The sequence below is a fragment of the Pseudomonas sp. GW823-FHT03E05 genome, assembly GCF_058796855.1.
Genome location: NZ_JBXAJB010000005.1, coordinates 231,321 through 244,323, shown reverse-complemented (window position 1 = coordinate 244,323; position 13,003 = coordinate 231,321). Strand labels below are relative to the sequence as shown.

At 61.8% G+C, this 13,003-nt stretch carries 11 protein-coding genes; 9 read left to right on the top strand and 2 right to left on the bottom strand.

What is annotated here, in order from left to right:
• Nucleotide 1: 1 nt before the first annotated feature.
• Genes AC1RCO_RS21520 through AC1RCO_RS21500 form a run of 5 tightly spaced genes read left to right on the top strand, consistent with a single transcriptional unit; the run spans nucleotide 2 to nucleotide 5,019 of the window.
• The gene (locus AC1RCO_RS21520; protein WP_492618027.1) at nucleotides 2-1,414 is read left to right on the top strand and encodes a PIG-L deacetylase family protein; all 1,413 of its coding nucleotides are present in this window, start codon (nucleotides 2-4) and stop codon (nucleotides 1,412-1,414) included.
• 53 nt (nucleotides 1,415-1,467) lie between these two features.
• The gene (locus AC1RCO_RS21515) at nucleotides 1,468-2,346 is read left to right on the top strand and encodes a DUF6625 family protein (RefSeq protein ID WP_065364871.1); all 879 of its coding nucleotides are present in this window, start codon (nucleotides 1,468-1,470) and stop codon (nucleotides 2,344-2,346) included.
• Nucleotides 2,347-2,348: 2 nt separating this feature from the next.
• Nucleotides 2,349-3,500, top strand: a complete 1,152-nt coding sequence (locus AC1RCO_RS21510) for a glycosyltransferase (RefSeq protein ID WP_065364872.1) — start codon at nucleotides 2,349-2,351, stop codon at nucleotides 3,498-3,500.
• Nucleotides 3,500-4,384 (top strand): glycosyltransferase, encoded by an 885-nt coding sequence (locus tag AC1RCO_RS21505; protein WP_015633916.1) that lies wholly within the window; start codon nucleotides 3,500-3,502, stop codon nucleotides 4,382-4,384. Before AC1RCO_RS21510 ends, AC1RCO_RS21505 begins: the two co-directional genes overlap by 1 nt.
• A 14-nt stretch (nucleotides 4,385-4,398) precedes the next feature.
• Nucleotides 4,399-5,019, top strand: coding sequence for a CatB-related O-acetyltransferase (locus AC1RCO_RS21500; protein WP_123397752.1), 621 nt, complete (start codon nucleotides 4,399-4,401; stop codon nucleotides 5,017-5,019).
• 79 nt (nucleotides 5,020-5,098) lie between these two features.
• Here the strand turns inward: AC1RCO_RS21500 and AC1RCO_RS21495 are convergent, their stop codons facing one another.
• Nucleotides 5,099-6,961 (bottom strand): O-antigen ligase family protein, encoded by a 1,863-nt coding sequence (locus tag AC1RCO_RS21495; protein ID WP_492618026.1) that lies wholly within the window; start codon nucleotides 6,959-6,961, stop codon nucleotides 5,099-5,101.
• 156 nt (nucleotides 6,962-7,117) lie between these two features.
• Between AC1RCO_RS21495 and msbA the strand changes: the two genes are divergently transcribed.
• The 4 genes from msbA (at nucleotide 7,118) to hldE (ending at nucleotide 11,955) form a co-directional block, all read left to right on the top strand.
• Entirely contained in the window at nucleotides 7,118-8,923 is a 1,806-nt protein-coding gene (gene msbA, locus AC1RCO_RS21490) for a lipid A export permease/ATP-binding protein MsbA (RefSeq protein WP_011058900.1), read from the top strand.
• 187 nt (nucleotides 8,924-9,110) lie between these two features.
• Nucleotides 9,111-9,815, top strand: coding sequence for a sulfotransferase family 2 domain-containing protein (locus tag AC1RCO_RS21485; protein WP_053156063.1), 705 nt, complete (start codon nucleotides 9,111-9,113; stop codon nucleotides 9,813-9,815).
• Nucleotides 9,808-10,419 carry an adenylyl-sulfate kinase gene (gene cysC / locus AC1RCO_RS21480; RefSeq protein ID WP_492618025.1) on the top strand — a complete coding sequence of 204 codons (612 nt, stop codon included), beginning with the start codon at nucleotides 9,808-9,810 and terminating at the stop codon, nucleotides 10,417-10,419. Before AC1RCO_RS21485 ends, cysC begins: the two co-directional genes overlap by 8 nt.
• 102 nt (nucleotides 10,420-10,521) lie before the next feature.
• Nucleotides 10,522-11,955, top strand: coding sequence for a bifunctional D-glycero-beta-D-manno-heptose-7-phosphate kinase/D-glycero-beta-D-manno-heptose 1-phosphate adenylyltransferase HldE (gene hldE, locus AC1RCO_RS21475; RefSeq protein WP_011058903.1), 1,434 nt, complete (start codon nucleotides 10,522-10,524; stop codon nucleotides 11,953-11,955).
• Between the two features lie 53 nt (nucleotides 11,956-12,008).
• Here hldE and AC1RCO_RS21470 read toward each other — a convergent pair whose 3' ends face one another.
• Nucleotides 12,009-12,980 carry a metal ABC transporter ATPase gene (locus AC1RCO_RS21470; RefSeq protein WP_492618024.1) on the bottom strand — a complete coding sequence of 324 codons (972 nt, stop codon included), beginning with the start codon at nucleotides 12,978-12,980 and terminating at the stop codon, nucleotides 12,009-12,011.
• Nucleotides 12,981-13,003: the final 23 nt, after the last annotated feature.

The window sequence follows — 13,003 nt, the reverse complement described above, 5'->3', positions numbered from 1 at the left end:
CATGAGTCGCAAACAACAACTGCTCAAGCGTCACCGGCGCAATAAACGAATCGCTCTGTTGATCGGGCTGGTGCTGCTATTGGTGGTCGGCATACTGGTGGCCTGGTGGGTGCCGGTATTGCTGGCGGTATTGGCCTGGCTGGCCCATGAAGCCTGGTTTGCCGATCATCTGTTCTATTCGCCCAAGGATGATTACTGCTACGACTTCGGCAGCGATGCCCAGCAGGCCGCGGTGCGCCTTGAAGCGGGGCGCCTGTTGCTGGAGGCGCCGCTGGCGCTGGCCGGGGATGAAACCCTGGTTCTGGGCGTGCACGTCAAGAGCTCGTGGCTGGGACGTTTTCTCGACCCGGCTGTTGAGGTGTCGGGCGGTCCGCTTGCCGATCGTCAGGTGTTCGAGCGCGGGGTCAATGGCCTGCGCTACCTCAACCTCAGCGGCCTGGCCAGTTCCCTGGTCAGTGGCGAGCTGAGGTTGCGCGGGCGCTTCTGTCGGCTCCGCATCCAGCCGCAACTGATGTCCTGGCGGGATCCCGACTACCGGCGCCAGCGGGTGATGGTGATCGCTCCCCATGCCGACGATGCCGAGTTGGCAGCCTTCGGTCTGTACAGCCAGGCCGACGAGGCCTGGATCGTGACCCTCACCGCAGGCGAAATCGAGGCTGAGCATTACCAGGCCCTGGGCATGAACCCGGCAGAGGCGGCGCGGATCAAGGGGCGCTTGCGGGCCTGGGACAGTATTACTGTGCCGCGCTGGGCCGGGGTGCCTGAATCCCATTGCGTGCAGTTGGGCTATTTCTGCCTGCAGCTGCCTGCCATGCAGGCCTCCCCTGAACAGCCGGTGGCTTCTCGCGAGGCGCAACTGAGCGATATCCGCTTGTTCCGCCAGTTCAATCCATTCCCGCTGCCCGCCGACCAGGACGGGTTGCCGACCTGGAACAATCTCCTGGCCGACCTGCGTGAGCTGCTGCTCAAGGCGCGCCCTGAAGTGATAGTGCTGCCGCACCCGACGCTGGACCCTCATCCCGACCACATCTGTGCTCGCGAGGCGGTCATGCAAGCCCTGGAAGGGCTGGCCTGGCAGCCGACCTCTATCCTTGGCTATGCCAATCACCTGCATGACAACGACCGCTGGCCCATGGGGGATTCGGGCGCAGGCATTGCGTTGCCGCCGGTGTTCGAGTCGACGGCGGTGTTGCGCCCCTGGTGCTTGTCACTGTCCCAGGGCGAGCAGTATGACAAGGCCATGGCCTTGGGCATGATGCATGACCTGCAACCGAAAATGCCGTTCAAGCGACGCCTGCGCAGGTCGATACAGTGGCTTATGGCCGGTAGGGTGCCTTCAGCGCTGGGGGAGAATGAGTTCTTTCGCAAGGCGGTCAGACGCCATGAGCTGTTCTGGCTATTGCAACAGCGATAAACCGACATAACCATGGGGGCGTTTTGTAGCCCCAATCCGACAGTGAGTCCTTTGTGATCAATCCTCGCCCGCGAATCTTGTTTCTCATGCCCTACTTCGGGCGTTGGCCATTCTGGATGCCGTTTTTTCTCGAAAGCTGCCGCCGGAATCCGGATATCGACTGGCTCTTTTTCAGCGACTGCGGGACCCCGGACAATCTGCCGCCGAACGTCAAGCTAGAAAGCATGAGCTTTGCTGAGTACTGCGCTTTGGTATCCCGGCGCCTGGAGATCGACTTTGCGCCCAATGCTGCCTACAAGCTCTGTGATATCAGGCCGGCAATGGGGTACATCCATATTGATCGTCTGGAGGGCTACGACTTCTGGGCCTTCGGCGATATCGACCTGGTCTACGGTGACCTGCGGGCCTATTTCACTGCGGATCGCCTGGCGGGGTATGACCTGTTCTCCACCCATGAACGGCGCGTCGCCGGGCACTTGTGCCTGATACGCAATACTGCGCGCAAGCGTGAGTTGTTCAGGCAGATCAAGGATTGGCAGACGCGCTTTACCGACCTGGAGCACCATGCACTGGATGAAGGGGCGTTCAGTCGGATTTTCCTCTGGCGCAAGAACTTCCCGGAACCGCTGTTCAAGTTGGTGGGCAAGTTCAATCCATGGCGCCGCCGCAGTGAGTTCACCGAGGCCTTCAGCACGCCGGGCGGAGTCATCAAGTGGCATGATGGCAGCCGTGATTTTCCGACGCGCTGGTACTGGAAGGATGGGCATCTGACCAATGACCGCGACGGCGACCGCAGTTTCCCGTACTTCCACTTTGTGTGCTGGAAGCGCAATGAGTGGTCGCAGTTGCCGGAGCAGGATGCGCAGTCGCTCCAAGCCCTGGCCAGTGAGCCGTCCTGGATCATCGATGCCGCAGGTTTTCACCGGGGATAGTTATGAGTCAGCGCTTCAAGGTCCTGCAGTTGCAGCCGGACTACAACGTCAAATCCCACGACTTCGCCGATCTCGCCGAGCAGATCGTCAAGGCCTTGCCGGCTGAGCGTTACGAAGTCACCGCAGCGTTCCTGCGGGGGCGCCCCGGGCCGAACGATCCGGTGAGTCGCGCCGCGCATTCGGTGTATTTCGAGTTTTCCGACAAATCCCTCAAGGGCATGCGCCTGCGGGCCATGTGGCGGCTGTATCAGTTCTGCCGCAAGGAACAGTTCGATGTGGTGATCTGCAACCGTTTCAAGCCGGTGAACATGATGCTGACCCTCAACCGCTGGTTGAAGGTGCCGTTGTGCATCGGAATTTCCCACGGTTTCGGTGAGTACGACCGGCTTTACCGGCGCCGCCAGACCCAGCGTCTGATCGATCGGCATTGGCGCTTTGTCGGTGTGTCCCCGGCCGTCAAGCAGTACCTGCTCGATTGCCAATGCGGTTTCACCGACCAGAACACCTGGGCGATCACCAACGCCATCGACATTGAACAGGCAGAGGCCTTGCAGCATTCCCGCGAGCGCTCCCGGGAGTTGCTGGGGCTGGCCCCCGATGTGCGGCTGATTGGTGCCTTGGGCCGCCTGGTGCCGGTCAAGGGTCATACCTATCTGCTGCAGGCCTTTGCTCAACTCAAGGACAAGTACCCGAAAACTCAGTTGGCAATCATTGGTGCCGGTCGCGAGGAAGCCAATCTGCGCGCTGAAATCGAGCGCCTGGGGCTGCAGGGCCGGGCTCACCTGCTGGGGTTCAAGGAGAACGCCCTGCAATACGTGCGGGCCTTCGATATCTGGACCATGCCATCGCTGGCCGAGGGGCTGGGCCTGGCCTTGCTTGAAGGCATGAGCGGGCAGTTGCCGGTGATCGCCTCGAACGTGCCGGCCATGCTGCCCCTGATCGAGGGGGCTGGCGGCTTGGCCGTGGAGCCGGCCAATGTACCGGCGCTGGTCGCCGCGCTGGATGCCTATCTCGGGCTGTCCGACGAGGAACTGGCCGCCAAGGGCCAGCAGGCCTATGCCTATCTGCAGAAAGAACACGATATCGAGGTGTTCCGCGAGGAGTACCGGCAATTGATCGACTCCGGCTTGAGTCAAGCGGGCAAGAGGCAGTAATGGCAGACCAGCAACCTGTGGTGACGGTGATTATCGCCTCCTACAACCACGCGCCCTACATTGAGCAAAGCATTCTCAGTGTGCTCAACCAGACCTATCCGAACATCGAGCTGCTGGTGGTGGATGACGGTTCCAGCGATGACAGTGTCGAGCGTATCCGGCGCCTGCAGGAGCAGCATGGCTTCGACTTCCGGGTCCAGCAGAATCAGGGCCTGACCAACACTCTCAATGGTGCCATTGCACGGTCCAGGGGCAGCCTGATCGTGCCTTTCGGCTCCGACGACATCATGCTGCCCGAGCGCATTGCGACTCAGGTGGCCTATATGGATGGCAAGCCTGAGGTGGGGATCTGCGCGGGCAATATCGAGCTGATCGACAGCGACGGCAACCTGTTTCCCGAGAAGCGCCAGCGCCGTGACGTGCCGTTCCGGCGCCTGGACTTCGACGACATGTTCCTTGAGCGCAAGCCCTATCCACCGGCTCCGACCCTGATGATTCGTCGTGAGGCCCTGGAAAAGGTCGGCGGTTTCGATCCGAATATCCGTCTTGAAGACCTGCTGATCGAGCTGAAGATCACCCGGGCCGGTTATTTCATCGATGGCTTGAACGTGTTGATGGCGCGGTATCGCAAGCACGCCACCAACTCCTACAAGAACCACCGGTTCATGATCGACAACATCCTGCGTTCCTATGCCCTGTTCAGCGACCACCCGCTGTATGACGAGGTGCGCTACAAGTTCCTCAGTTCGATGTTCCTCAAAGTCTCCAATCGGGATCGCAAACTGGCACGCGAGCTGCTGGCACAGATCCCGTTCAAGGCCTGGAACAAGAAAACCTGGCGTGGATTGGGCCGCCTTTATTTTTCTCCACTGGAAAAAGACTGAAGAGACGCCGGAGCATGGGCTGGATTCAACGTTTTCTGGAGAAGCGCGCCAAGCGTGCGATCCGCAAGCTGCCGAAAATCGAGCGCGGCGTGGTGCGTTTCCAGCAGAGATATCCAGGTTACAGCATCGGGCGTGGCAGCTATGGCTTGCCCGAGGTGCATGACTGGCAGGAGGGCTCGACCCTGAGCATCGGGGCGTACTGCTCGATTGCCGAAGGGGTGCAGATATTCCTCGGTGGCCACCACCGAGCGGATTGGGTCACCACTTTTCCCTTCCCGGCGATGCTGCCTCAGGCCGCGCACATCAGTGGCTACGCCGGGACCAATGGCGATGTCCGGGTGGGCAGTGATGTGTGGCTGTGTTCCAACAGCACGCTGTTATCCGGTGTGACCATTGGCCATGGTGCGATTGTTGCGGCGGGAGCGCTGGTCACCAAGGACGTCGAGCCTTATGCGGTGGTCGGTGGCAACCCGGCGCGTTTCCTGCGCTGGCGCTTTCCCGAGGAGCAGCGCCAGCAACTCTTGCAGAGTGCCTGGTGGGACTGGCCGGAGGCTGAGTTGCACGGGTTGGCCGACAAGCTCTGCAGCGATGATATTGACGGCTTCCTGGCCTACGCCCGGCAGCGTTCAGCCTGACCGCTCGCTGTTTAATCCCTTCTGAACCTGTTCCAGGCAGCCCTGTGTAGCTGCCATGGAACAGGTGCGTGCGCAGGGGTCAGCGAGCCACTTGGTGCAGGTCATTCGCCGGTAGCTGCTTCAACAGTCCGGTGGCCAGTGGCATCGAGGTGCCCTGGGCGTAACCGGCCTGCAGTGCGTCCAGGTGCTCCAGGAACAGCCAGCCACAATCCTCGGCATAGCGCTGCATATGGCGCACATTGCGCTGGCGCAGCGATTTTCTCAGTGAGGAGGGATAGACCCGCAGGTCTGCAAGATCGATCAGCCCGAACTCGCCATTTTCCAGTACCAGCACATTGGCCAGGTGCAGTGAGCGGAAATACACCCCTTGCTCATGCAGGTTGGCCATGAAGGCGCCAAAGCGCTTGATCAACTTGGCACGCTCGTCGCCAGAGCTTGCCAATTGCAGACTCTGGCGCAGAGTCTGGCCGGGCAGCGGTTGGTAGCGGACGGCGTTGCTGCCGTCGGCAAGACGGTACAGTCCGAGGATTTTCGGGGTGGTGATGCCCAGCTCGCGCAGTTGCTCGCTATTGGTGGCAAACCGCGCGGAGTAGGGGTTGAACCCTCCAGAGGTGTACCAGCGGCGAGGGCGAAACAGCTTGAGGAAGCTGCCGTCTTCAAGACGCAGGACCTTGGGCCCCAGGCCGTCGGCTTCGATTACCCGGGCATTGGCCATCAGCTTGTCGGCGTCGGCCTGGGTGAGCGACTCGACCGGGTGGCTGGGTGAGCGTCGCGCACGTTGGCTGATACACAGGGCAGCGATCAGGGCCAGGGGAATCCACAGCAGGAACCAGTGCTCTTTGGGGCGAGAGAGAATCCCGCCGCCTTCGGTCAGGCCTGCGCCAATGCCGAACATCAGCCAGGTCGAGGCCAGGATCAGTAGTGGTTCGGCCCGTAGTTGCCAGCTTTTGAACAGGGCCCAGGCCTGCATGAACAGCCACGGCAGAAGGCCGATGATGCCCACATAGTAGAGCACGCCCAGGGCGAAGTTATGGGGCTCTTGCAGCAGGAAACCGATGCCGGGGTCCAGGGACAGACTGGCGTTGTAGCCGTGGCCGATCCATGGGTGGTTGGCAATCTGTTCCAGGGCCAGGCGCCAGAGATCGAAACGCGAAGAGCTGCCCCGTTCCAGAAGCATCTGCGAGAACAGCGCAACGACGGCTATACCGCCTGCCAGCATGCCGCCCAGCAGCATCAGCGAACGACGGTTCCAACTAATGAAGCTCAGCCACAGTGCCGCCAGGGTCAATGCCACCAGAGGCGTTCTGGAGCCTGTGGCGATCAGCGCGGCGACCATGATGACCAACGCCGGAACGCTCAGCCAGAGTATCTGGTAACGACGGCAGTTCATGCTCAGGCACAGCCAGTAGACACAGAAGAACCCAAAGACATGGGAGCTCAGCAATGGGTTGTCAAAGGCGCCCGCACCGATCATGCGCAGTTCGGGGGTGTGGTATCGAACGAAGACGTACAGGTTGAAGATCGAGGCGATGAGAGCAACGATCGCAGCACAAAAGACCAGCGGCTGTAGCACCTCGCCGCGGTAGCGAACCAGTAGCATGCAGCCGGCGAACAGCATCAGGGTGTGCAGAGGCGTCTTGATTTCCCCCAGCACGCTGTCCACCGGAGGGCTCCAGGCCAGGCTGACAAGGGCCCAGGTGCAGAACAGCAGCATGGCGATGAAGACAGGTTCGCGAAGGAGGCTTTTCAGCTCGCTGGGGCGAGTACACAGCGCGATCAGCGTCGGGATGCTGAACAGTCCGTAGTACAGCTTGTGCAATCCACTGCGTCCCGGCAGGAAGAACATCGCACAGAGAAGCAGTAGATAACCGATCGGCAGAATCCACAGGCAAATGAAATCGAATACTCGATTGGCCGTGTTGTGAAGGGCATTGGGTTGCATGCTTGAACGTTCATCCCGGAAGTTAAGCTGGCAATCATAACGACTTATGGCTGGCGGTGTCGTTGGTCAGCTGAACAATCTCGGGTCTATGGGAGTGCCAGTACCGCGAACAAGCTGTGCTAAAGTCAGCCTCCTTTTTGACGACATTCGCGTGATATGACCGACTCCAGTCCTGACGCAAGCCCCTCGAGCTTGAAAATCTACTTCCGTCTGCTCGGCTATGTGCGGCCCTATATTGGTCTGTTTCTCATCAGCATCGTCGGGTTTCTGATCTTCGCTTCGACTCAGCCCATGCTCGGCTACATCCTCAAGTATTTCGTCGACGGCCTGTCCAACCCTCAGGCGGTGCTGTTTCCCGGTGTGCCTTATCTGCGCGACATGCAGTTGCTCCAAGCGGTGCCGCTGCTGATCGTGCTGATCGCTGCCTGGCAAGGCCTGGGCTCCTACCTGGGCAATTACTTCCTGGCCAAGGTATCCCTGGGGCTGGTGCACGATTTGCGGGTGCAACTGTTCAACAACCTGTTGACCCTGCCCAACCGTTACTTCGACAAGCACAACTCCGGGCATCTGATCTCGCGTATCACCTTCAACGTGACCATGGTCACGGGGGCGGCGACGGACGCGATCAAGGTGGTGATCCGCGAAGGCATGACCGTGATCTTCCTGTTCGGCTCGCTGTTGTGGATGAACTGGCGCCTGACCCTGGTGATGATCGCCATCCTGCCGCTGATCGCGGTCATGGTCCGCACCGCCAGCAAGAAATTCCGCAAGCAGAGCAAGAAGATCCAGGTGGCCATGGGTGATGTGACCCATGTTGCCTCGGAAACCATCCAGGGCTATCGCGTGGTTCGCAGCTTTGGCGGCGAGACTTATGAGCAGCAGCGTTTTCTTGCGGCCAGCCAGGGCAACACCGACAAGCAACTGCGCATGACCCGTACCGGCGCCATCTACACCCCACTGTTGCAACTGGTGATCTACAGCGCCATGGCGGTACTGATGTTCCTGGTGCTGTATCTGCGCGGTGATGCTTCTGCCGGTGAAATGGTGGCCTATATCACCATGGCCGGTCTGCTGCCCAAGCCGATCCGCCAGCTGTCCGAAGTCAGCTCAACGATCCAGAAAGGCGTGGCGGGTGCGGAGAGCATCTTCGAGCAGTTGGACGTCGAGCCTGAGGTCGATCGCGGCACTGTCGAGCGCGCCAGCATCAATGGGCACCTGGAGGTGCGCAACCTGAGTTTCACCTACCCGGGAACCGAACGGCAGGTGCTCGATGACATCAGCTTCAGTATCGAGCCCGGGAAAATGGTGGCGCTGGTGGGGCGTTCCGGCAGTGGCAAGTCGACCCTGGCCAACCTGATTCCGCGGTTCTACCACCACGACAAGGGCCAGATTCTTCTGGATGGCACCGAGGTCGAAGACTTCCGCCTGCTGAACCTGCGTCGGCATATTGCTCAGGTTACCCAGCACGTCACGCTGTTCAGTGACACCGTGGCCAACAACATTGCCTACGGTGACCTGGCCGGTGCGCCGCGTGAGGACATCGAGAAGGCCGCCGCCGATGCCTATGCCATGGACTTCATTGCCCAGTTGCCCGAAGGCCTGGATACCCAGGTAGGGGAGAACGGCGTACTGCTTTCAGGTGGCCAGCGCCAGCGCCTGGCGATTGCCCGGGCCTTGCTGAAGAACGCCCCGCTGCTGATTCTCGACGAGGCCACTTCGGCCCTGGACACCGAATCCGAGCGGCACATCCAGGCCGCCCTGGACAAGGTCATGAAGGGCCGCACCACCCTGGTGATTGCCCACCGCCTGTCGACCATCGAGAAAGCCGACCTGATCCTGGTCATGGACCAGGGGCGGATTGTCGAGCGCGGCAGCCATGCCCAGTTGCTGGCACAGAACGGCTACTACTCGCGGCTGCATGCCATGGGCCTGGAAGAGCCCGCGCCCAGCGGAATCGCCTGACCTGTTCCGGGGAGCGAGCCGGCTCGCTCCCCGGGGCCTTGGTGTGCAAGGCACCTTGGCATCATTTGTAGCCGCTTCCTTACAGTCTTGACCAAGCCTAAATAATTCTGCGTTTCCCGCTTGTTATGGTTCCCGCCTGAATCTTTGAACAGATCGAGGGGGCCATCCCTCTCGCGTGGGTAGCAGAATGTTGCAACGCTTTGTGTGGAAGTTATTACCCAAGACCCAGCGCAATTTCCTGCTTGGGCGCCTGTCGGTGGTGGATCGCCAAGTGGTGAACAAGTCCATGTCGGCCAATGTGCGCTTTCCTGATGCCTTCTCCCGACACTCCTGCCTGTTCATTCATGTCCCCAAGTGCGCGGGCAGCAGCATCTGTTCGGCATTGTTCGACGGTTGGATGCCCGGGCACCTGCCGTTGTACTGGTACGAGCAGCAGTTTCCCCAGGCCTTTTCCAGCAGCTTCAAGTTTGCCTTCGTGCGCGACCCCCTGGAGCGCGCCTACTCGGCCTACGCTTTCCTGCGGGGCAATCGCCTCGGCCGACGGGACCAGGCAGCCCAGGCGCTGGTAGGGCATTACCGCGACTTCGATGACTTTATCGGCCGCTGGCTGCACCCGGAAACCATCCACAAGCAGATGCACTTTGCTGCCCAGAGCGATTTTCTCACCGACTCCCTGGGCCGACTGGCCCTGGATTTCGTCGGCTATCAGGAGCACCTGCAGCGAGATTTCCAACTGCTGTGCGAGCAGTTGCAGGTCCAGACCCGACTGCCCCATGTCAACAGCACCCAGCAGCGCCATGGCACCCCCGTCAGGGATATCTGTTCGGTACGCACCCGGCGCCTGGTGCGCCGGGTCTATCAACGCGACTACGAGATGCTCGGTTATGAATAAGCTTGCCTGTGTGCCGCTGGAGCGCCCGCAAATCCGTCCCTACAGCCTGTCGTTGTCCACCGAGGCCCGGGCCGCCCTCAAGCAGCAGCAACCCTGCTGTCTTTGGCTGACCGGATTGTCGGGGGCCGGCAAGTCGACCCTGGCCAATCTGTTGGAGCTGCGGCTCAACGAGTTGGGTATGCACACCTTCGTCCTCGACGGCGACAACGTTCGCAGTGGCCTGTGCAGTGACCTGGGAATGGGGGCCGAGGCGCGCAAGGAGAATATCCGCCGCATGGCCGAGGTGGCACGGCTGATGGTGGACGCCGGCCTGCTGGTCATAGTGTCGGCGATCTCGCCGTTTCGCGCCGAGCGCGATGCCGCCCGCGCGCTGTTCGGCCCGGGGGAATTCATCGAGGTGTACGTCAGTACACCTTTTGATACCTGTGCCCGGCGTGACCCCAAAGGGTTGTACCAGGCTGCGCTGGAGGGGCGGATCAAGGACTTCACCGGGCTCGACAGCCCCTATGAAGCGCCGTTGCAGGCCGATTGCGAGATCGACACGGCGACCGTGGCACTGCCGGAGGCGATCCGCCGCCTGCTGCAAATGCTGCCCCGTAAATAAGCGGCAAGAATTCTTCGTCGGCCCCATTCAAGGCATAGAACTAGGCGGCGCCAACCCTGTGTTAATATCGCGCCCCTGTTCATTTTGTATGTGGGATGCTCCATGAAGTTGTCCATGCCGCGATTCGATCAAGCCCCCGTCTTGGTGGTCGGCGATGTCATGCTCGACCGTTACTGGCATGGTGGTACCTCACGGATTTCCCCTGAGGCGCCAGTGCCGGTGGTCAAGGTCGAGCAAATCGAGGATCGCCCCGGCGGTGCCGCCAACGTTGCCCTGAACATCGCTGCCCTCGGCGCGCCGGCCTCCCTGGTGGGCGTGACCGGCGACGATGAAGCCGCCGACAGCCTGGCCAACAGCCTGCAAGGCGCGGGCGTGCGTGCGCTGTTCCAGCGCATCAAGCACCAGCCGACCATCGTCAAGCTGCGGGTCATGAGCCGTCACCAGCAGTTGTTGCGTATCGATTTCGAAGAACCCTTCGCCACCGACGCCCTGGCCCTGGCGGCCGAGGTCGATGCCCTGCTCGACGGGATCAAGGTGCTGGTTTTGTCCGACTACGGCAAGGGCGCGCTGCGCAATCACCAGGTGCTGATCGCCGCTGCGCGGGCCCGGGGCATTCCGGTGCTGGCGGACCCCAAGGGCAAGGATTTCTCCATCTACCGCGGCGCCAGCCTGATCACGCCGAACCTCAGCGAGTTCGAGACCATCGTCGGCGGCTGCGCCGACGAGCACGAACTGGTGAGCAAGGGCGCGCAGTTGATGCATGACCTGGAGCTGGGGGCGCTGCTGGTGACCCGTGGCGAACATGGCATGACCCTGTTGCGCCCCGACCACCCGGCCATGCACTTGCCAGCCCGGGCCCGGGAAGTGTTCGACGTTACCGGTGCCGGGGATACGGTGATCTCCACCCTGGCGGCCGCCATTGCCGCCGGCGAAGAGCTGCCCCACGCAGTGGGCCTGGCCAATCTGGCGGCCGGCATCGTGGTTGGCAAGCTGGGTACCGCCGCCATCAGTGCTCCCGAACTGCGCCGGGCGATCCAGCGCGAGGAAGGCTCCGAGCGCGGGGTGCTGAGCCTCGACCAGTTGTTGCTGGCCATCGATGATGCCCGAGCCCACAACGAGAAGATCGTCTTCACCAACGGCTGCTTTGACATCCTGCACGCCGGGCACGTGACCTACCTGGAACAGGCGCGAGCCCAGGGCGACCGGTTGATCGTGGCGATCAACGATGACGCTTCGGTCAGTCGCCTCAAGGGCCCAGGCCGTCCGATCAACAGCGTCGACCGGCGCATGGCGGTGCTGGCGGGGCTGGGGGCGGTGGACTGGGTGATCAGTTTCCCCGAAGGCACCCCGGAAAACCTCCTGTCCCAGGTTCGGCCGGACGTGCTGGTGAAGGGCGGTGACTATTCCATCGACCAGGTTGTAGGTGCCGATATAGTCGGTGCCTATGGCGGCACCGTTAAGGTGCTGGGGCTGGTGGAAAACAGCTCGACCACGGCTATCGTCGAGAAGATCCGCAAGACCGACAAGGCCGAGTAACGGCCTTGCGGTCCGCAAAAAAAGGCGCCTGTTGCAGGCGCCTTTTTTTTGCCTCAGCCCTGGCGCCGGGCCTTGCCGGGGACGATCTTGCGCAGGATCTGCCGGGCCCGGCCGGTTAGCCGCGATAGCTTCGACGCCTTTTGCGGTGGCTCCAGGCCCCGCTGCCTGAGCCAGTCCTTCCAGCGAATCCGCTCGTCACTCACCACCCAGCCTTCCTGCTGGGCGAAGCTTTCTGCCAGGTACAGGCCGCGGGTGCTGGCCGGATGCAACTGGTCTTTCTTCAGGGTGTAGAGCTCGGCGCAGGGCTCGCCGTTGTACAGGGGCATCAGGTACAGGTCCGGGCGCTTGCGGTCCAGCCGTGCCACCAGTTGGTCGCCCTCCAGGCGCTCGTCGACGTGGAACAGGCTCAGGGACTTGGCTTCCCTCGGCACGTCCAGGCGCAGGTCGTAGATCAACTGCAGTGAGGCGGTGGGCAGGTGCACATAGGCCCGGGGACGCTCCAGCAACTGCAGGTTGCCACAGCGCACCGGCAGCGCCGCCCCGGACAGCGGGGTCAGGCGAAAGGGCAGGGCCTCGCGATAGTGCAGGGCGCCGGCGTAGGGCGCGGGCAGCCAGGTGTCGTTGAAGCGCCCACCGAGCCAGCCTTCGGGGGTTTCCAGCAGGCATTCCTCGGCAATTTCCTGGATCGCGGTATGCAGTGGCAGGTTGAGCTCGTGAGCCGGGACATAGCCGGAAATCAGCTTGAGCACCACATCGCCGCGATCCTGGCGGCGCTGGCGCACCAGCACCCAGTAGTCGCGGTTCTGCCAGTGCAGGGTCAGGCGCACCGAGACCCCGAGGTTGGCCAGCTCCAGGGCGAAGCGCTGATTGTCGGCCACCGTCACCGCGCGCCGGCGCTGCAGGGTCTGAGCGAAGTTCAGCGGCATTCCGACGCTCTGGTAGCTCAAGCCTTCGGGAGTCGCTTCGACGAACAGGGGCAGGGTCTTGAAGTTGCTGGGGTTCTTTCTAATGAGCGGTCGCGACATCTCGGCTCCTTCTTGCGTCGGGG